General features: G+C 39.1%; 12 protein-coding genes. 2 read left to right on the plus strand and 10 right to left on the minus strand.

The window, feature by feature from the left end; genetic code table 11:
- Window positions 1-18 precede the first annotated feature (18 nt).
- Window positions 19-237, plus strand: coding sequence for a hypothetical protein (locus tag KO513_RS19105; protein ID WP_215914862.1), 219 nt, complete (start codon window positions 19-21; stop codon window positions 235-237).
- Between the two features lie 386 nt (window positions 238-623).
- Here KO513_RS19105 and KO513_RS19110 read toward each other — a convergent pair whose 3' ends face one another.
- Both KO513_RS19110 and KO513_RS19115 read right to left on the minus strand, forming a co-directional pair.
- A complete protein-coding gene (locus KO513_RS19110) occupies window positions 624-1,886 on the minus strand; it encodes a glycoside hydrolase family 117 protein (protein WP_215914760.1) in 1,263 nt (420 codons plus the stop codon).
- A gap of 36 nt (window positions 1,887-1,922) precedes the next feature.
- Complete coding sequence (locus KO513_RS19115) at window positions 1,923-3,743, minus strand: arylsulfatase (protein WP_252735978.1); 1,821 nt, start codon at window positions 3,741-3,743, stop codon at window positions 1,923-1,925.
- A 424-nt stretch (window positions 3,744-4,167) separates the two neighbouring features.
- Between KO513_RS19115 and KO513_RS19120 the strand changes: the two genes are divergently transcribed.
- Window positions 4,168-5,556, plus strand: a complete 1,389-nt coding sequence (locus KO513_RS19120) for a hypothetical protein (protein WP_215914761.1) — start codon at window positions 4,168-4,170, stop codon at window positions 5,554-5,556.
- Window positions 5,557-5,938: 382 nt separating this feature from the next.
- On the opposite strand, the gene KO513_RS19125 is transcribed toward KO513_RS19120, so the two are convergent.
- The 8 genes from KO513_RS19125 to KO513_RS19160 form a co-directional block, all read right to left on the minus strand.
- Window positions 5,939-6,508 carry a collagen-like triple helix repeat-containing protein gene (locus tag KO513_RS19125; protein ID WP_215914762.1) on the minus strand — a complete coding sequence of 190 codons (570 nt, stop codon included), beginning with the start codon at window positions 6,506-6,508 and terminating at the stop codon, window positions 5,939-5,941.
- A 300-nt stretch (window positions 6,509-6,808) separates the two neighbouring features.
- Complete coding sequence (locus KO513_RS19130) at window positions 6,809-7,990, minus strand: glycoside hydrolase family 5 protein (RefSeq protein ID WP_215914763.1); 1,182 nt, start codon at window positions 7,988-7,990, stop codon at window positions 6,809-6,811.
- Window positions 7,991-8,200: 210 nt separating this feature from the next.
- Complete coding sequence (locus tag KO513_RS19135; RefSeq protein WP_215914764.1) at window positions 8,201-9,790, minus strand: carbohydrate binding domain-containing protein; 1,590 nt, start codon at window positions 9,788-9,790, stop codon at window positions 8,201-8,203.
- 9 nt (window positions 9,791-9,799) lie between these two features.
- Window positions 9,800-10,825, minus strand: coding sequence for a DUF5627 domain-containing protein (locus tag KO513_RS19140; RefSeq protein ID WP_215914765.1), 1,026 nt, complete (start codon window positions 10,823-10,825; stop codon window positions 9,800-9,802).
- Window positions 10,826-10,887: 62 nt separating this feature from the next.
- A complete protein-coding gene (locus KO513_RS19145; RefSeq protein WP_215914766.1) occupies window positions 10,888-12,615 on the minus strand; it encodes a RagB/SusD family nutrient uptake outer membrane protein in 1,728 nt (575 codons plus the stop codon).
- Between the two features lie 19 nt (window positions 12,616-12,634).
- Entirely contained in the window at window positions 12,635-15,484 is a 2,850-nt protein-coding gene (locus tag KO513_RS19150) for a SusC/RagA family TonB-linked outer membrane protein (RefSeq protein WP_215914767.1), read from the minus strand.
- 37 nt (window positions 15,485-15,521) lie between these two features.
- Window positions 15,522-17,330 (minus strand): RagB/SusD family nutrient uptake outer membrane protein, encoded by a 1,809-nt coding sequence (locus KO513_RS19155; RefSeq protein ID WP_215914768.1) that lies wholly within the window; start codon window positions 17,328-17,330, stop codon window positions 15,522-15,524.
- Between the two features lie 11 nt (window positions 17,331-17,341).
- A complete protein-coding gene (locus KO513_RS19160; protein ID WP_215914769.1) occupies window positions 17,342-20,440 on the minus strand; it encodes a SusC/RagA family TonB-linked outer membrane protein in 3,099 nt (1,032 codons plus the stop codon).
- Window positions 20,441-21,073 lie beyond the last annotated feature (633 nt).

Below are 21,073 nucleotides of genomic sequence, written 5' to 3' on the forward strand. Positions count from 1 at the left end.
GTCATTAATCAATAAAAAATGGCAACGAACTGGATTTTTGCATTAGCAGTACTTTTTCTGACCACTTTTCTGTTTTGGAAGCTTCTGAGCGCACATTTCAAAAACGAATATGGAGAAAGACTTTGGAAACAATGGGGAACAAGACTCTATTTTTGGCAGGGTGCCATTTACACTAGTACAGGAATTACCCTTCTTGTACTATGTGTTTTAAAATGGGCCAATATTCTAACTTTTTAAAGGAGTAAATTGCCCATCGTATAATTGGACGAAAAGAAAATATAAAATGCGAACGATAGTTTCAACTCGGTCAATTGCCGTTTTTTCAAAAAGGGGGAACATTTAATATCATTCTATCATAAACAACAAAAACTGACCTTTCTCAAACTTCCTGTCAGACATATATCGTCCGCATTTTAAAGAACTAAAAACCAATAGTGATTAAGCGTTTTCTAATTTGCTTACTCCAAAATTACGTCTTCGCTGCTGTTAAAAACCCTCATTTTCGGTCAACTCCGTTTATCTACACATTAATCCCTAAATACCTATAGACGAATGGTTTTTTCGCATAAAAAAAGGGCACTTTTTAAGATGCCCTTTAAAATATATTGTGGAAAACGTTGTAATTAATCCAAACGCTCAGATTGTATACGCTCCATTTGTTTTTTACTTAATCCTTGGCGATAATATACATCCGGTTCATGGTTTACCCTATGGTTTTTCATACCGGGATCATCCAAATCCAAACTCAAATCACAGTCAAACCGGACTAGTTTGGAATGAAATTGGTCCTTGCCACCCAAACTGATAAAATGGGCAAGTCCCCACGTAACTCCACGTCCGTCCGTTGTATTCGTGAAAGCATCGGGCACATAAGGCGCTGCTGCATAAGGCATTAATTCTGTAATGGAAGCTATTTCAAAATTTACCCAATCCTCTGCATATTGAATGGTGTTATGCTCCGGCCCATCTTTATACACTAAGGCCGCAACCCCTTTTCTAAATGGAAACAATGATGTTTCATGTCCAGATGTAATTACCGGGTTTAAAGGGTGCTTTGTAAAAGGACCCAATGGATCGTTGGCTATGGCCAGCCCTTGCATACGTACTTTGTCAGGATCGCCAAAATCCGATTTGTAATAAATATAGATTTTGCCATCGTGTACCAAAGGGTACGGATCATGAATTGAATATTGGTCCCACTCCCCTTTTTTTCCGTTGGGAATAACTATTTTGTTGTACGCTGTCCAAGGGCCATCGGGAGAATCGGCATAAGAAACGGCCACCGGGCAATCATCCCCCCTTTTACCGCTAGCCTCCATAAATCCTTGATAGTATAGGTAGTATTTCCCCTTCCACTCCAAAATATCCGTAGTTGTAACGGAACGCCACCCTACCAAAGGTTTTTCCGGTCTTTCAATAGCAACTCCTTGTTCCTCCCAAGTAATGCCATCCTTAGAAGTGGCGTACCAAATCTCCGCAAGATCCCAATCTGATGATGGAATGGTGTCATTGCTCATATCGGCCCCACGTGGTGGCGTAGAAGTGTTTCTATAAGTGTACCAAACATAATACTTACCATCATGCAAGAGTATTTTTGAGGGGTCTCTTCGGGTAATGGTTCCGTCGTGCCCGTTGTAATCAAACCCCTTAAGTTCAGTATACTTAAATTGACTAAAAAGTTCATTCTTATGTGGTTCGGGAGACTCATAATCCGTGTAAATGCGTTCCATGGCAGCACTCATTTGTCTATTGGGCTTCTCCTCTGGCAACTTAAACGGGAAAACTTCCGTTTGCTCTTTTGCTTCTTCCACCACCTCTTTTGGGGGCTGTTCCTTACATGCGCTCAAAACTAAAAATAGCGCCAGGATTGTGATTATGTTTTTCATTGTTCGGTTTGTTTTAAGGTTTAAAAAAATCTTTTATTATTCACCCAAATATTCAATGTAAGTGTAGTATACTCCAAAGGTTTTCCCGTTTTCAATAAAATCGTTCACCAACATTGTCTTCCCTTTCTGAAGGTTTAATATAAAATCTGCACTCTGCATGTCACCTTCAATAGTTTGCTCTCTAATTTGATTGGCAATTTGGATGCGCACCTTCTCCGGATGCATGGCTTTATAGACATATTGGTCCTTGGGATTTTCCTCTGGAATGCCTAAAATTGGTCCCGGACATTCTTTGGGCCAACGCATACATGATATTTTGTACCTACCTGCTCTTTCTACTTTTATGGGGTGTGTATTGTTATTATTTTTCATTCCTGATGCTACCTGCTCCGGTTTCCAAATACCTCCGTCCTCTCCTATGGCGTGCTGTATGGTTAGTTTTATCTCTTTTTGGCTTTCGTTTCCAACAATACTCACCGGAAATTCCTGATATTCATACCCCGCTTTTGCTTTATCTAAAAAGGATTCGTTACGAGACAGGAGACCATCAACTACCTCTCTGTTTTCTAATGCCACATCCTTATCTTGATGTTTATCCGCCTCAATATCGTAGAGTTCCTTTCCGTTTACCAATCGCCATTTTTCATTAAGAATTGCGGTTTCTTCTTTGTCATGTGGAGTGCGCCAATCTTGACGATTATGAACAAAAACCGTTCTACTACCATCTAGCTTTCCGGTTTTTAGGAGCAAGGGCGAAAAATCGATACCGTCTAACTTCATACTCTCTGGAATTTGAAGATTACAAAGTCCGGCCAAAGTTGGAATCAAATCTACATGAGCAGTTAATTCATTAAGGTCCTTCCCTCCTTTAACCTTACCATCTTTCCACCTAATAAAGAAAGGAACACGATGACCACCTTCTGTGCGATGTCCTTTTTTTCCTCTAAACCCCTTGTTAAACCCTAATTTTCCATCGTTGCTTACTCCTCCTCCGGAGCCGTTATCGGTCATATAGATGAGTATGGTATTGTCAGCCAACTTTTTCTCCTTTAAATAAGCTTCTAGCTTCCCAAAATTTTCATCTATATTGGTAATCATACCATAAAATTCGGCCCCAACAATTTTGTCCCCCACCAAATGCCGATAAGGAGCCGCATACTTTTCCGCGACTATAAAAGGACTATGGGGAGCGTTCGTAGGTAGATACAGAAAAAATGGAGCGTCTTTATTCTCGTCCATAAAGCGCATAGCTTCTTGGAACCAGACATCCGTACAATACCCTGAAAACTGCTTAGGTTCATTATTCACGTAATACACGTCATCATTATAGTTATTGCCCCAATAATCGGATAGTTCTCCTACTCCTCCAGCTTTATGGCGCACGGCTACATCAAAACCGCTATCCGTGGGTCTTGACGGATAATTATCTCCCAAATGCCACTTACCGAACATGGCCGTTCTATACCCATTACTTTTAAATACATCGGCCATGGTAATCGCGTTTTCGGTTAAAGCGTCCCTCCCTTTATAAGTTGCCCAGGTACCGTTATTTACCGGATATCTTCCAGTCATTAACGCTGCACGTGTTGGCGTGCACATAGGGCTAACATGAAAGTCTGTCATACGCACCGCCTGCTTATAAAACATATCTATGTTAGGCGTCTTTATCCAAGGGTTTCCATGACAGCCTAAATCTCCAATTCCTTGGTCATCTGTCATTATTAAAATTACATTGGGCGGTTTCTTTTCTTGTGCGAATAGGTTAGTGACCCATACCGTTAACAAGCACATTAGAAGAAAGTGCTTATACATATTTCCAGACAACTGTAGCGTAATCATATTTAAGTGAAATTTCATTTCCTGTAACATTCCAATGAATTGAATAATCAAACCTCTCAAAACTAACCATAGAAAAGCATAATTGACCAAAAATGTACTTTACAAATATTATACAAGACTAGATTTAAATGCTATTATTGCCATTATCACCCTAATATTTAATATCTTGATTTAACTAAACGAAAAAAATCACAACACACTGTATTACAAACAACTACACATATTATTATTTCTGATTTTTGCTATTGCAACGGGAAATTGCCAAGTTGAAAGCCCAAAATATAATATACAAGACAGTGCTTTATACTATACAGATAGATTTGGGAAAGCGTTGGCCAACTCTAATCTATTTCCTACTGAATCCTATGAGGTCCTAGCAAATTCCAAAGCCTATTTTGAAAGGAAAAAGGATACTTCCAACTTGGTAAAATGTTTGTTGGCCATGGCAGACATTCAAAAGAAAAAAGGAAAATTCAGTACATCTTTTGATCACTTGTGGCAGGCTAAATATTTAAGTGATCAAATTTCAAGTAAAGCCCAGAAAGTTCAAACCCGTGTTAATTTAGCCAGATTGTACGATGAGTTCAACATGGACGAGCAATCCGTTTTGTTTTTAAAGGAAGCCGTAACAATTGCCAAGAAAATTTATGTTCAAGATTCCACAAAAATAGACGACCTTATTTCTAGTTATATGTATTTGGCCGTACGACAACGAAAGATGGGCAACTACCAAAAAGCGCTTCAGTACTTGGATTCTTGTTTTGTTACTCCTTCTATTACCCTGGAAAAAAGTGTAGAAATGCCTTTTTGGGATGCTGAAAAGGGAAAAATTATGCAAGAACTACATCAGTTTAAAAAAGCAAACACATTTTTGCATATTTCCCGAAACCATACGCTTGGAAAAAAACTAAATTATAGACCCAATATATCTATGTATTTGGGCGATTTAAAAAAGGACCTTGGTCAAAAAGACAGCGCTCTTTTCTTTTACAATGAAAGTCTGGCCTTAAGTAAAGACCAAGGTTTTAGAAACGATTTAGAAGCCGAAGTGTTACGAAAGATATCCGAAGTCTATTCTACAAACGGTGATACGCAACTTGCCTACGACTATCTTGTAAAATCTACAAAAAAAGCAGATCAGGTACTACAGGCCAAGAACCAAACCAACAGTGAGCTTTTTCAAATAAAGGACACATATTTAAAATCCATTTCGGAAAAAAACGAACAGTTAGAACAAAAAACACGGACTATTGAAGAGAACAACACCATTCAATTCCGATTAAAAATTATACTCTTTCTATTGGTTCTTTTAGGTCTTGTTCTGGCTATTGTATTTCAAATGCGCTTAAAACTTAAAAAGACCCTTTTACACAAGAGAGAGGCGGAACTTCAAACAAAACTCATAAAGGAAAGAAGCCATAACGAAATAGAACTTAAAAGTAGGGAGTTAACATCATATGCACTGCAATTGATCGACAAGGATAGTGCAATTGATGAACTTTTAGACCTACTAAAAACGGAATCTTCACCTAAATACAAATCGCTTTTCAATAAATATAAAAAGGGCTCCAAAGACCTTTGGAACGACTTTAATCTACAGTTTACTCAAGTAAATTCCGCTTTTTACGACAAACTCAAAGAACTCCACCCCAAACTCAGTAGTACTGAACAGAAGCACTGCGCCCTTATAAAACTAAATCTTAGCACCAAGGAAATGGCGAGAATTCTGAACATAGAACCGCACAGTGTTCATGTATCCCGTTCCCGAATTCGCAAAAAAATGGGGTTAGAACGTTCTGAGAATTTGGAGAGTTATATTGGGGGGATTTAGTGTGATACATAATTTTGACTAATTTAGAAAAATTAACCTCACCTTCTCTCAATAGGAAATTCCCTTTCACATGTTAGTAAGCTAATTAATTATACCATGCCATTAGCTATTCTTTCGCCAAATTTTTTGCGTAATCAGAAAACCTATATGGATATTTGCTTCACCCTATATGAATTTGAAAGTGACCTCTTATACTAAATAGTATAAGGGGCTTTAGAATTTCTTGAACATTTAGCCCAGTCTTTTAAAGTAGACTACCTCCGAGCATTTAATTTAGATTATCGATTAAAAAACTGAATATGCCTATTGTTTTTTTGAGTTGAGACCATAAAAAAAACCGAGGCTTTTGGCCCCGGTTCTGTACTATTTAATTTTGTGATGCTTAATAATCTAAGCCAAAATGATCTATTACTTCTTCGTAAGACATTTTTTCAAAATTCATGCCAGCTGCTTTGCCTGCCTCTGATGCCGCTTGTGGTATAATTACATAACGAAATTCTTCCATCCAATCAAAAGTATAAGAGTTTCCGTTCATAGATGAACCTGTAATATACATATCATAACCAGTCTCACTATTATTTCTTAAAGAAAAATAAAAGTTTCTCGCAAAATTTACATAGGGTGCTTGATAGATACCAACACCATCGGTTAAGTAGACTAGAACGGCCGAATCGTTTATCTCGGCCCTTGTAAGGTTTGGTATTTCTATATCAAATTGCGTAAAAGTAACCGGTGTGTTATCAAAATCCGTATCCATCCAGTCTGATGCAATAACATTGGCATTACCGTCTTCTCCTGGCTCGCCTTGTGCCCCTTGCTCACCCGTGGCACCAGCTTCACCTTGTGCACCGGTTTCACCTGTAAGCCCCATTTCTCCTTCCGGACCTTCTGGGCCTTCGCAAGATGTAAAAGTGATTCCCATTGCTAAAAATAACATTGTAAATAATTTCATAGTTTTCATAATTCTAAAATTTAATTGGTAAAAGTTATTATTGTTTGCCCTTTTGTATGTTTTTAGCTAAAAAAGGTTAACATCTACCAAGAAAAAAAATGAAAAATGAAAAAGAGTGCTTTACATCCCAGAATCCAATTTGCCTTAAAGTTGCAGGACAAATGCTTAATTAATGTTTATAGTATTTGATAAAGAAGTTGAAAAAAGTAGGTACTATTGAGAGTTCTTCTAAAGACAGGGCATGTGACGATAATTCCGAATTAATTGTATTGACCCGTTTGAAGAGACTTTTTCTTATTTTCACTTCGTCTTAGAACTGGAGTTACTGACTGCCTTTACAATCGCATCCGCAATCTCCGGGTAGGTCCACTCCAACGTATTTCTATTGAAAATGGCAAACTCGTCAAGATTTCCATTATCCCACCAAACAGGACAAATGCCTCGCTCAATGCATGCTTTCGCATAAAACTTCGCGTGGGCCAAACGGTCTTGTGGATTATTACTAAATGTAGAACCCCACTCCCCCATTACAACGGCTCTACCTTTCTTTCCAAAAGTATCCTGAACCGTATTCAATTCCTGGGCTAACTCGTTTTTATCAGTCTCTGTACCCCATGTAGGGTCGGTTCCCTCTAGACAGAACAAATACGGAAAATAACTGTGAACGGAAACAATTACATTTTCATCTTCATTGGGAACTTTATAGTCACTAAGAGCATTAGGGGTTGTACTGGCGGCATAGGTAGAGACCATGATTTTTCTGGTGGCGTTGTTGCCTCCGGTAGCCCGGATTGCATCTACACTTACCTGGTGATATTGGTTTACGGCATCACGCCCCTCTGCAGTACCTCCATTCCATTCCTCGGGGCTCTCCTCTAGACGGGGTTCATTCAACGTTTCAAAAATTACATAATCTCCGTAGGCCTTAAATCTATTGGCTATCTGAGTCCACACCTTGGTGAGCTGGTCTTTAACCGCTGGGACCTTTTCATAAGTGGGTATAATCCATGCTTCATCGTGATGAATATTTAAGATAACGTACATGCCATTATCCAATGCATAATTTGCAATTTTCTCCACTTTATCCATCCACTCCTCTTCTATAATATAGTCTGGAGCAGGCCCCATATGAAACCTCCACGTGACGGGCAATCGTAAGGTTTTAAAGCCTTTTTTGGCAATCTCATCAATCATTGCCTTTGTGGTGATAGGATTTCCCCAAGCCGTTTCATCCTCATTTTCGGTATCCATAGCGTTACCAAGATTCCACCCGGCACCCATATCCGTAACAAATTCCTGCGCGGTTATTTCCCGTATATCACCATCCTCCTCTGTCTCATCTGGTATTTCCGTTTCAACAGTATCGGTCGTATTATCCACATCTTTGCTATTATCATTTTCATCCTTATTATTTTGGGCACATCCAAAAAAACTACCCAAAGTAATGCTGAGAACCATGCATACTAGTACTGTATTTTTCATCTGATTTTAATTTTAAAGTGAATTGTACTTGGTTTTAACAAACCTAAAAGCGTTTGACCTTCTGTAAACAGAAGACTTAAATAAGGTACGAAACGAAAGGACAAAGCCGGTTGATTATGAAAAAAACCGGCCCTACCTCTGTAATCATTGACTAACTAAACAACTCAACTCTGTCAAAAAATTACCTTAACTAACTACTAAACTAATAAACTACAACTTTTCCAATTTTACATATTGCACCATAACACCATTGGTCTGGTTTCCGATGTCCAATAAAACACGACCTCCATTTGTGGTCTCTTGTCCCATTACAAATTCTTTCTCATAGGTTTGGTATTCCGTATCTCCTGCCAACCAAACGCCGCCTCCACCATCATACGCTTGCCAGCCATCTCTACCGGTGCCATCCCCAACAGAAAGTGAAAACCAAAAATCTCCTTGTCCTGGATAAGCTTTTACAATAACCGTAAGCTTATACTTAGCTCCTTTCTCAAGTATTATTGAAGGCTTGAACAATTGTACATCCCAAGGGTTAGCGCCTACAACAATATCAGTTGCAACAAGCAGATTATCTTCTGCAAAGAAGTTAACAGAACCGCCCCCATTTTGATTGGCCGCCCAACCATCTTCACCTGCTGAAAAATCAGATTCATAAATGGTCTCCGACCCTAAGGATATAGAAATGGTATCCAGTAAATCCGGATAGGAAACTACAATTTCACTGGTGCCTTCAGTATAAACTTCTCCTTGTGCGGGAGTGGACACAATGCCATAGATATCAAAATCTTCGCTTGCTACAATAAGGTCTTCCTTACCATTGATGGATAATCTAAGAGTCAATCCTTTAAGGTCTATTGTCTCCCCATCTGCATAAAGTGTCTTTTCTGGTTTTGTTTCCATAACCATACCCGTAATATCCAGCATATTTACCGTAATAGGAACGGCAACGGAAACTCCAGAAGAATGTGCAATTTGAACTTCGGTATCCGTAGCTTTCAATTTAGTTTCGTTTGCAGGAGTTGCCATGAGTTCAAAAGCCTCAAACTCTTCAAAAGGAACTACTACCTCTAGACCACTGGTCATTTCATAAGTTATAACAGCGCCCTGTAAATCCAACCGCTCCCCTATCTCATATTCACTTTTAATAGGCGGTGTAGTAACCGTACCGCTTAAAGGAGCAAATGGCAGTACCTGAATTTCCTGTACAACCTTAGCGTTCGTAGAGGCATAAGTAACGGTAATTTCTGCATTGTCTACGGATAAAACATCCCCATTCATTGGAGCTACTAGTATATCCGTATCAAAATCGGCAAAAGCGACATCAGATTTGGTGCCGTCCTCCTTAACTAGCGTAACCACCATGGCGCTCAAGTCCAATTTTTGGCCATTCACATAGTTCTCGCTAGCCTTGTTCTTTACTTCTAAAGCCACCACATTATTGGTTACACTAATAGCCTGAATCAACCCTGTTCCAGATTCCCCAACGGAAATAGTTATTTGTTGGTGAGAAAAATCCAGTACCGTGCCATTGGCGGGGTCCGTACCAATGTTTTCTGAACCAAAAGAAGCAAACGGAACATCTACAATACTCCCGTTTTTATCCATGGAAATAACAATACCGGAAAGGTCCAACGCCTCTCCAAGTACATATGCCACTTTGGGCAAGATTTTCATACGTACCGTGGACCCATCGGCCACCTCAGCATCGTCATCACTATTACAGGAAGAAAATATGAAAACCGTTAATGCCATTAACAGCAATACTATTCTGTTCTGTGCAAAATTTAGAATATATTTCATGTTCCGATCTTATTTTAATTCAATTTCAAACTCTTCAAAAACAGCGGTTCTATCCCGTATGACCAAGGTATCCTTAACGGAATGAGTTTCTGAATTATCCGCATCTGTATAGGTGTAATCCAAATAAATAACATCTCGTGGCTTTCCTCCCCATGTATCTCCTCCTTCTACAAATGTTCCTGTACCACTAACATTATAAGGGTCATCTTTATAGCTAGAAATGGTGCAATTATCTTCTGTAAAAGTTAATTCCATAGCTACGTTTCCGGGACTTGAGTTTTCTCCTCGTCCAATAATATTTTCTAGGTGTACTTTGTTAAAACCGCTAGTAGCCACAAAGGTTATTTCATCATCTACAGTAAACTCTGCATTGTATTCCCTACCTAGAGTGGGTGTTCCCGTAGTAATCATATCAGTTCCTCTTCGGAGATAATTTCCATGAAACCTATTCATGTATTTGATACCAAAAAGCGTGTAGTCTTTAGGAAGAATGTCCCAGTGGTTGGCATTTACCCTATCTAAATCGGTTACACCTTCAAAGCTCACACCTGAATGAATACTGTCTATATTTTCGGCCTGTGTTAGCCTAAGCGGAATTACGTAATTGGTAGTGTTAGTTGCTCCAAAAGATAAGGTGTCATTAAAAAAATCATCGTACAACTGTACCTGAATTCGCGCCTTGGTATCTCCAGAAGGTATGGTTACAGGACTAATGTTCTCAAAAGTATAATAGCTTGCCGGAAGTGGTTTTACGTTTGCAACATTGGCCAATAGACTATTATCTACCTCAAAGTGAATTTTTCTTTCTTCATCGTTAGAATAAACCCCGGTCATTAAAGCCGTAATTTCAAAACGATGGGCATTATCCTCCACATTTATTCCTTGGTCATAATTACCCAGAATTAGGGTTCTTGCCGGTGTTTGGTATGGAAAATAGACGGTTTGCGTATCAAAATCATCAAATTCAGGTTCTGTATTGCTACACGATCCCAAGAATAAGATTGAAAGTATACCAATGAAATATCTTGTGTTCATAAAATGAAAAAATTAAATTAACATTTTGGCCGAAGCTTATATTTATATCCTTTTTGAATGCCTTACCATCCTTGGTTTTGTTCAATTAAATTGAATCGTACGACTTCATTTTGCGGGATAGGCGCATAATTGGCATTAGCATTATAGAGCCTTGGTTCTACCGTAAAGCTTTCGTAGGCGCCCCCATCAAACTGTAACCCTTTAGCATCCGGAGTTTGGTCAAAAAGGTTCCACCTTCTTAAATCGTACAACCGATGGCCTTCAAAGCAAAGTTCTAAACGGCGTTCGTTACGGATCAGGTTTCTCATATCTTCTTGAGAACTTATACTACCTAAATACGCATCTGAATTATCCAGTCCAATACCAGCTCTCTGTCTTATGGCTCCGATGATATTTCTAGCGGACATGCCACCTACCATTTGATCCGGCCCTCCTAATTCATTGGCTGCCTCAGCAAGCATAAGGAACAAATCTGTATACCGTACAAAAACATTTATCTTCTCCGAGCTAGAGATTGATCCATCTGCACTTATTACTACTCTTTGATCTAATAATTTTTTTAGATAATACCCCGATCGTGTTGACCGTTGCGAAATTTGGTCAATACCATCAACACCTCCATCATTAGTAATACTTACCGCTCTCCCATTTAAATCATTACGGTTATAAAGTATGTACCGCTGTAATCTCATATCCCTATTTTCAAAAGGATTGGCTGGGTTATAGTCCGGGTGGGATTCCGAGAATGGAAAACCATCTAACATAGGAAAAGCTTCCACCAAGTTTTGAGATGGGTTAAGTTGACCTTGCCCGTTTAAGGAAGGTGGAAAATGCTGACTTTCTACCCAGGTCATAGAGGTAAAAGCGTTACTTCTCCAAAGTACTTCAGGAAAATTTCGTGTTCCTATGGGAAATTCATAAAAGTTATAATAACCTTCAGGATCAAGTCCGCCAAGACCTCCAATATCATTTAAAAGTTCCGCAAGAAGATTAGCCGCTTCTTGGTAATACCCTCCTTGGCCGTTCATAAAAGCAGGACTTGCCGTCAATAAGTATAACTTAGCTTTATACGCCTTTACGATTCTTCCGTTTATTCTGTTGTCCTGATCTTTGCCGAATACAAATTGATATTTATCATCATCTGAATCATTATACCTAGAAGGTCTTTTGGCCAAATCACCATCATAATCCATAGGTAAGTATTCCAACGCCTCATCAAAATCTGCCACAATTCTGGCTACCGTTTCTTCAAATCCTAACCTAGGTGTGTTGAAATCAGCATCAAATTCATAGAACTCGCTAATGTAAGGTATGCCCAATAATTGCCCTGAAGCACCACGCCCCCCATGCTCCTGAAGAATCCAAAAATGTCTAAGTGCCCTAAGTGCAACGGCTTCACCATACAAACGCTCTTTAAACAATTCATTGGTTTCATCGTCTCGCTTCCATTGTACCTCTTCTATTAAGGTGATAAATTTATTGGCATATAATACTTGCTCATACATACCCCACTTACTTGTATAGGCGTTTTGAGCATTCCATTCTCCCGTGGCCATTCTGCGGTAGCCGCTCAAAAAATTATTTACGGCATCATCTGTTGCAGCATCATTAAAATAGAGTTGATTAACCAAGCCCTCATATGCGTTTAGCAAAACGCCCTCGGCAAAAGCGGGATCAAAATTTAGACGATCTTCCCCCAATAGATTTTCATCTACGGGTTCTACCAAGCTACACGCCATTATGGATGAAAATAACGTGAAAAGGGTTATATTTTTAAGTATGTTCTTCATTTCAATTTTATTTTTCACATTAAAACTTCATTCTTGCCCCAAAAGAGAAATACCGGAACATTGGATCAAAACCTAACTGTAATTCCCTGATATCCTTGTTTTTTGAAAATTCCGCCAAATTAGACACCGAAGTAAACAGGTTTATATCCTTCATTTTTAATTTGTCTACCAATTGATCAGGCAAATCAAACGTTAGCTGTACCCGTTGTATCCTAAAGTTATCATTACTGTACAACCAATAGGTAGAGGGCTTATCAAAATTATTGGTGTTCCCAATAGAGGAAAGCCTTGGAAACGTAGCTGTATCCGCAGTAGCTTCCGTCCATCTGCCCTCAACAACTTCTGAGTATTTGGCGTCTCCTTGAGGTCTGTAATAATCTCCGGACAAGAGTCCGTCCCTACCCACTTCTGCAGTAAAGAGAGCGAATAAAGTAAAGGCTTTGTAAGACCATGTAAAGTCAGACCCAAAACTCCAAGGTGCTCCGTACAATCCAATTTGGACCATATCTTGATCATTTATAACATCATCTCCATTTTGGTTCTTATATTTAATATCACCCGGTTTAACTGTACCATATTGTGTTGGCAAGTCTCCTTTTAGGGTTCCATCCTCATTAAAATCATCCACATCAAATAGTCCTAAAGACTCAAGGCCCCAGATAGCATCTACGGGAGTGCCTTTTCTATTTTGATATTCGTCTTCGTAAATCTCGTCTACTTTTGTTCTTTTTGACTTCGTATACAGTACCCTGGCCCCAATATCAAAAGTTGAGTTCTCTGTTTTTGTATGGTAATTAACACCTACTTCAAAACCTGAATATTGATCCTCGTTAAAATTGCTATACGGTCTAAACGAATTGTAATAATCAGGATATAAGGTAGAAGCCCTAATAACTTTTTCTCCCATTACGGATTGAAAAACATTGGCCTCTAACCAAACCTTTTTGAACATTAATGCTTCAAAACCTAATGTGTAATCCGTTCTTTTCTCAAAATCCAAACCTAAGTTCTGACCACGTAGAATTTTTGTAGATGCATTATAATAGCCCGCTCCATTGGTATCACCCCAATTATAACCTCCACCATCTTGCTGGTAAATAGCGTCGTAAAGAAAATAGTCTTGAATACCCAAATCTGTATATACCACACCAATGGATGATCTTAATTTCAAATAATCCAACCATGATGATTCTTTTAAGGAAGACTCTTCTGTCAATACATATGCCAAGCCTAGCGAAGGTGCAAATTTACCTCTATTGCCCTCTGCCAACTTTACAGAGTTTACGTAGGCCCCACTGAAATTAGCGTATATCTTCTTCTTATAATTGTAATTAAGGCTAAGCGCTACATGACTGTTTTTAGCGGACTGTTTTTCATCTTTTACATAGGTATTGTTGGCAAAGCCGATTAATGATGCATCTATAAAATGGTCATCCTTAATTTGTTTTTCATAGTTCAACAGACCATAAAAACCATACCTGATGGCAAAAACGTTTGTGTTTACACTTTCAACCTGATCTTTAAGGTCGTTATCCCTTACGTTGACCAAATCGATAATTTTGTTCTGATCATTCCAAGTAGGTTGATACACCGCATACTCATTCTGAACACTTAAATTGTAAATGTTGTAAAAATCAAAACTCACATAACTTTTTGCAGACAACCCTTTTGTAATTGCGCTAAGGTCAAAATCTATAGCATTGTTCACCTGACTCATACGAGTCATGTTCGTTTGGTAACCGCCTGCATAAATACTTGCAATGGCACCACCATTGAACACTTGGTTCCCCCCTAAAAGAAAACCATCATACTGGTTAGCCGCGTCAACAACACCGCGTAAATCAGGATTTGCAGAAAAATCAATCTCGCTTATGGGCAGTAATGGAGAATATAAGTTAGGTCGAATAAAACCGCCCGATGCGTAAATATTACTAAGCGATGTTTTATTTTTATCGATTATAGCCACAACATCTAAGCTGCTTTTAATCCAATCATTTACTTTAAAATCTATATTACCGCGTACATTGAACCGTTTTGCTCCTTTATCATTTTCAGGGTTTACCGATTGAAAACTACCATCCGATTTAAACCCGAGATTAATATAGAACTTGGTATTTTCCGATCCCCCGGAAAAATCAGCCGTAACATTGGAATACGGCGTTAATGGATTAAAGTTTCCATCGTCATAAAAATCTACATTTGGGTATCTGTAGGGGTTGACACCGCTTCTGTGGTTTTGAATTTGTTCTGCAGAATATAGTTCGCCCAGACCGTCATTGGCGCGAGCCTCATTAAAATATTCCATATAATCTGCCGAGTTCAAATAATTGGGCATGCTAATAGGTAATCTTACCCCAGTACTGGCACTTATATTAAACTGCTTTTGGGTGGAACCCCTTTTTGTAGTTACTACTATAACACCGTTTCTGGCCATAGAGCCATAGAGGGCAGATACATTTGCATCTTTTAATATGGTGATTTCCTCTATTTCCTCCATATTTAACAAGTCTATATTACGCCCCGGGATACCATCAACTACTATCAAGGCCTCTCCTAACCCACGCACACTGCTACCTCCCGATAAACCGGTAAGTCTTCCCCCAAGGGCATCGCGTACCCATTGTGTAGTATCAAATTTTAAAAAGTCTCCTGGTTTTACGGTAGACGAAGACCCTACAATATCTTTTTTCTCCGTGGTGTGGAAACCCAAGTTTATATCTTCGTTTAAATAAGACTCCAGCCCATTAGGTGCGTTCTCTAAAATAACCGTACTGGTGGAATCTATAGTTTGTGCCGTTACCGACATGCAGCAGAGCATACAGAAGGACCCACCAAGCAGAAGTTTTGTAAGTATATTTAATTGTATCATAAAATATGGTTATTGTCTAGTGGTGAAATAGTTTTAATTACCAACCTGGGTTTTGCGGAAAACCTTCATATATTTCTGTGTCGTTTTTAGGGAAAGGCAACCAATAGTGCTTATCCTCAAAAACTTTGGTTCTTAAGACCCTTTCTACAAAATTTATGGGTTTACCTTCGGCATTACGGTCAAAAATTATTTCTGTTTTAAGCTTATATTTTTCTTGAGTGCCCAATTTCCATCTTCTAACATCCATCCAACGATGAGATTCATAAGACAGTTCTACAGCCCTTTCCCTTCGTATTTCGTCCATAAAAGCATTATCACTAACAAGGTATTCCGGCTTTACGTTTAAACTACCATCCGGAACTGCGCGCTCTCTAATTCTGTTAATGGCATCAAGTGCGGATAGTTCAAAACCTTGTGGTTTTCCATTGATTCCGTAAGCGACCAAAGCAGCTTCCGCATACATTAAATACACATCTGTTAACCTCACATGAAGACGCCATGCAAATACACCTTGATTATCAAAATTGTTGAACCCCACCGGAAACCATTTTTTGGCTACATATCCCGTTCTAGATCCATTTCCTTTGTTAGGATAGCGGTGTGCACCTTCCCTAAAAAACTGGGCATAACGATGCACCTCGTTTTCTCCCGTGGCAGCACCAAGGTTCTCCACCATTTGATCTCCATCTAAAACAATCCATTTGTAAAGTCTTGGATCTCTATCCTCCCAAGGATTGGCCGGGTCATAGAGAGGGCTATCCTCACAGGACAATCCATCGCTCATTCCAAAATTGTCCTCAATATAATTGTGGGTAGGGAACGACGCTAGGTTATTTTGACCAATTGCCCCCAACTGCCAATTCGTAGACAGAAAACTTTGAAACCAGCCTACAGAACCTGCCTGGCTAAAAATATACTCCGAAGAATAGGGATATCTACCTTGTGTTGAATAGAAAACACTTTCATACTCATCCCAAGGTGTAAGGCTGTATCTAGACATTTTAAGTACCTCTGCAAAGGTATCCGCAGCACGTTTTGCCAATTCTACGTCATAATCATAGGTACTACTACTATTTTGCATAAGCGGACTAGCTGCATAGAGCAAGTTCTTTGCTTTTAAGGACAAGGCGGCTCCCTTTGTAAGCCTGAACATATTTTCTCCTCTTGATTTTAATCCAGGCTCAAAATCAGGGTCGTCCCAATCAACCGGTAATAAATCAACAGCTCTTTGAAAATCCTCGTCTATTTTAAGAGCAGTTTCGGACCATTCCGCCGGTCTCTCCAACTTCCAATCATCCTCCAGAACTTGGTCTATATATGGAATGCTTCCCCAAAACTTCATGATTTCATGATGAAAAAATGCCCTGAAAAAATACGCTTGCCCTAAAACCACATCTTTCTCTACTTGATTGGCACCTGTCATTAGGCTGTCCGCATCGGCTATAACAATATTGGATTTACGAATACCCGCCCAACTGCTTGGCCATAGCTTGGCCCGGTCAAAAGGTAATTCGGCATCGGTGTTGGTGTTACCATCAAACATACTTCCCGGACCGCTTCTTTGCCATTCCCAATATCGTCCTTCGTCAATGGCATAATCAAACTGCCATGTATCAATACCAACCGCATCTTCTGCATAACAGTGAAAATGTTGCCAATGTGCCGCCGTACTGTAATCTACGATCATGGCATACATCTCTTCAACGAAGCCTTGGGCACTATCAAAATTTTTAAAGACTTCTTCCTTTGTTAGTTCTGTCTCTATTGATTTATCCAGGTAATCTTCACAAGAGGCGAATATTCCCAGAAAACATATTCCTATTACCAGTTTGAATATTTTACGCATTGTCTACTATATTAAAAGTTAATGTTCAGCCCTATGTTATATCTCTTGAACGTAGGGTAATCACCTCTATATTCAGAGGCCGTACTACCGGTGTTATCCTGTCTGTCATCAGGTAAATCTGACCAGTAAGCCAAGTCGTTACCGCTTACGTAAACCCTATAACTACTTCCGTTTTCAGTTTTAAAAGTATAGGCCAACTCAATATTTTTAAGTCGTACAAAAGAAGCATCGTACCAATTTCTATACGGATCAGTTGCGCCGCCTGTACCCAACCAAGCGGGAAGTACTTCCTCTCCGTCTGGATTATCAACACTCCAATAATCAGATTTCTCCTCAAAGAACAAAGGGGTCTCTAGTATGAAACTTCTATCTTGATAATATTTAGTAGCATTGTTCACTCCATAAAACTGAACCATGAAGGATAGGTTCTTGTACCCAGTTCCCAACGTAAGATTATAGGTATTCTGCGGTCTTACGGTATAACCAAAAGGGACTGCATCATCACTATTTACTACCCCGTCTCCGTTATAATCTATTTCATCGTAGTAACCGGGGCGTCTGGTTTCTTGACTGTTCTCTTGAGGCGTTGCACCGTACACGTCGTCCCAAGACTGTAATATATCTCCCCTAATATTAACCCTAGGTTGACCAATAGCAAAACCTTCTTCTTTTTGATAGCTTTGCTTCAAAAGTGGGTCTTCTTTAAAAATAATCTCGTCTCTTGCCTTGGTAAAAGCGAAATTGGACCAGATATCCCAGTTTTGGGTCAACTGTTTTTTATAGTCCAAGGAAACCTCAATACCCTCAACCGTTGTCTCACCAATATTAAAATCAGCAGGTTGAAAACCGAAAAAGCTAGGAACACTACGGGAATCTGCCGGTACAATTATATCATGACGGTCCTCTTTAAAAACATCGACCTCTAAAGAAAGACTATTTTTAAGAACCGATAACTCAAAACCTATATTCGCTTTTTCAGATGTTTCCCACTGGAGATTAGGATTACCAATTATATCCTCCATCCTAAAGGTATATGGCGAACGCGTGCCATAAGGACTTACATTGTTCAAAAAAGCGCTTCCTCCACTAGACCATTGTGACAGGTAAGCCCATCTTTCTCCGGCACTATCATCTCCAACAACTCCGTAAGAACCCCTTATTTTGAACTTGTCCAACCACGTTGCCGATTCCATGAAGGGTTCATTACTTACCATCCACCCCAAAGCAACTGATGGGAATAGCTCAAATTTATAACCGGGCCCGTACTTCTCCGAACCATTGTAAGCTCCGTTTACATCAAGAAAATAGCGTCCGTCATAATTATATGTAGCACGTGCAACCCAATCCTCGCGATATCTAGGAAACATACTACCAATGGCATATTCCTCCCTATTCATCAACATTAATATGGTTGTATTATGCTTTTCTGCAAACGTTCTGTTATAGTTCAATGAAAGTTGATAAAACAACCGTCTGCTCGTTTCCCAATCTTGTATGGTAAGACCATTACGCTCCCATGGATTCAGTACAAAATCAAACTGATTTGTGCCTACTGGTGAAACCAATTGAGCGGATCCATCTTGGTCGTAAATCTTGTATACTACGTTATCTAAACCAGTGGGATTGTCTTCTACAACTCCGCCCCCACCTCTAAAGTTGTTATCATATGACAAGCGACCGGTAAAACTTAAACCATTTAAAAGGAAATCTAATTTTTGATCTAGGACAAAATCACTGTTAACCTGTACCCTATGGTTTTTTGTTGAACCTTTTGCGGTTAGTATTACGGCAGGATTACTTAACTCAAAATTCTCTGTAATGGCCCTGCCGTAAGTACCGTCTTCATAAATAGGGGTATATAAGTTTGGTGCCAGTGAATAGATACTACTGTACAACAATTGTGGGTCTGCCTGGTTAGAATTCTGAAGCCCATAGTAACCGGACAAGTTAACCGATAAACGAGTTGTAGGCGTAATATCAAAATCTATGTTACTTCTATAATTAAATCTATCATAATTAAAGTTGGGCGCATAATCACGTCCGTTATTGAAACTTCCCGCATCAAAAATATCACCCACGTGCTGGTAAGAAAGTGCTCCAAAATATTTAACGGATTTTGTTCCTCCGGCAACAGAAAAATTAAGCCTATAATCTGTAGCAAAATCCTTTTGCATTACATCTACCCAATCTACATCTGGATAGATACTTCTTTCCAACTCGTTGGCCGGATTACGATATTTTTCAATAATATCTACGGGTGTATAATTTCTCCAAGCTTCTTCGCGAACGGGAACCGTTCTTTCAATGGCCTCATTGGCCACCATTAAACTGTTATAAGAATCATATTTTTCAGGAATTCTAGACAATGTCTTTATTGCGGAACTTGCCGTAAGCGATAGTTGCGCTTTACCTTCCTTACCTCTTTTAGTGGTAATAAGTATTACTCCATTGGCTCCTTTTACACCAAATACTGCCGTTGCGGAAGCATCTTTAAGAACGGAAAGACTTTCAATATCTCCCGCATCTATATCATTCATACTACGCTCAATACCATCTACTAAAATAAGAGGTTGTCCCCCACCGTTCCATGAGCTTTGACCACGAATAAAAATTTGGGGAGATTCATCTCCAGGTCTACCCGTTGAAGATACCGTAGTTACACCGGGCAAACGCCCGGTTAATGCCTGCCCTACCGTAGAAACACCACCAGACTGCATAAGGTCTGCCCCGGTTACCTGCGCAATGGAACCTACAACACTCTCTTTGGTCTGGGTACCATACCCCACAACTACCACCTCATCCAGTTCCGATGCCTCGGACTGCATGATAACGTCTATTTCTGTTCTTCCGGATACGTTAATGGTTTGTCTTGCATAACCTATATAACTGATAATCAATGTTGCATCTTCCGGTACATTAATGGTATAGTTACCATCAAAATCTGTCATTACCCCATTTGTGGTTCCTTGTTGCAATATACTGGCACCAATAATTGGCAAACCGGTATCCGCTTCCGATATATTACCGGTTACCGTAATCTTACTTTGCGGGTAATCATTGGCAGAAAGAATAATAGGAGAAAGCAAAATAAACACTACTAAAACTCTCATCTTCTTTAATAAATGAAAACAAAATATAGACTGTTTTGTACAAGGAATCCGTTTTTTCATACCGCTATAATGTGGGTTGATATTTCTTAATTGAGCTTTGTATAATTATGGTTGGTATAACTTTTTATTATCATCAAAAAGTCCGGTTTTACTTAGACTTTTTGAAACTGGTAAAACAAAGAGCTACTTGAAAATCATAAATAAATCCTAACGACTTTTCAAATTCACAATTGAACGTTAGATAATTGTTAATTTCCTGTTGTAAATGTTAAAAAAAAATCAAATAAACAAAAACAGGGATGATGCCACTAGCCTTTTATTTGTTGCAATTATTCCTCGTTTGATGCACTTTGCAACATTTGTAATTTTTTGTGCAACATTTGTATTCTTGTCGAATAGAAAAACCACGTACCCCTGTCAATCTCATGAATATTTGAACCGATAACATGTGGATTTTAACGGAAAGGGTTATGGAAAAACTAAATAACCAGAGCTGATTTAAGTCTTTTAAAGAAGCTAATAGTACCTAAAAGAACACACTATAAAGTACAGTCAAAAAATAGGGTCCTGGTTTTGTTTCACACTCATAGAACTACTGCAACGGAACAAAGTTTTTGCTAATAAAAAAATCCA

This window comes from Zobellia sp. B3R18, from assembly GCF_018860715.1.
In the GTDB taxonomy this organism is placed as follows: domain Bacteria; phylum Bacteroidota; class Bacteroidia; order Flavobacteriales; family Flavobacteriaceae; genus Zobellia; species Zobellia russellii.

What these genes read in the sequence shown, in the direction of transcription:
- KO513_RS19105 (WP_215914862.1), top strand. Translation starts at nt 19, where the DNA reads ATGGCAACGAACTGGATTTTTGCATTAGCAGTACTTTTTCTGACCACT.
- KO513_RS19110 (WP_215914760.1), bottom strand. Translation starts at nt 1,886, where the DNA reads ATGAAAAACATAATCACAATCCTGGCGCTATTTTTAGTTTTGAGCGCA.
- KO513_RS19115 (WP_252735978.1), bottom strand. Translation starts at nt 3,743, where the DNA reads ATGAAATTTCACTTAAATATGATTACGCTACAGTTGTCTGGAAATATG.
- KO513_RS19120 (WP_215914761.1), top strand. Translation starts at nt 4,168, where the DNA reads ATGGCAGACATTCAAAAGAAAAAAGGAAAATTCAGTACATCTTTTGAT.
- KO513_RS19125 (WP_215914762.1), bottom strand. Translation starts at nt 6,508, where the DNA reads ATGAAATTATTTACAATGTTATTTTTAGCAATGGGAATCACTTTTACA.
- KO513_RS19130 (WP_215914763.1), bottom strand. Translation starts at nt 7,990, where the DNA reads ATGAAAAATACAGTACTAGTATGCATGGTTCTCAGCATTACTTTGGGT.
- KO513_RS19135 (WP_215914764.1), bottom strand. Translation starts at nt 9,790, where the DNA reads ATGAAATATATTCTAAATTTTGCACAGAACAGAATAGTATTGCTGTTA.
- KO513_RS19140 (WP_215914765.1), bottom strand. Translation starts at nt 10,825, where the DNA reads ATGAACACAAGATATTTCATTGGTATACTTTCAATCTTATTCTTGGGA.
- KO513_RS19145 (WP_215914766.1), bottom strand. Translation starts at nt 12,615, where the DNA reads ATGAAGAACATACTTAAAAATATAACCCTTTTCACGTTATTTTCATCC.
- KO513_RS19150 (WP_215914767.1), bottom strand. Translation starts at nt 15,484, where the DNA reads ATGATACAATTAAATATACTTACAAAACTTCTGCTTGGTGGGTCCTTC.
- KO513_RS19155 (WP_215914768.1), bottom strand. Translation starts at nt 17,330, where the DNA reads ATGCGTAAAATATTCAAACTGGTAATAGGAATATGTTTTCTGGGAATA.
- KO513_RS19160 (WP_215914769.1), bottom strand. Translation starts at nt 20,440, where the DNA reads ATGAGAGTTTTAGTAGTGTTTATTTTGCTTTCTCCTATTATTCTTTCT.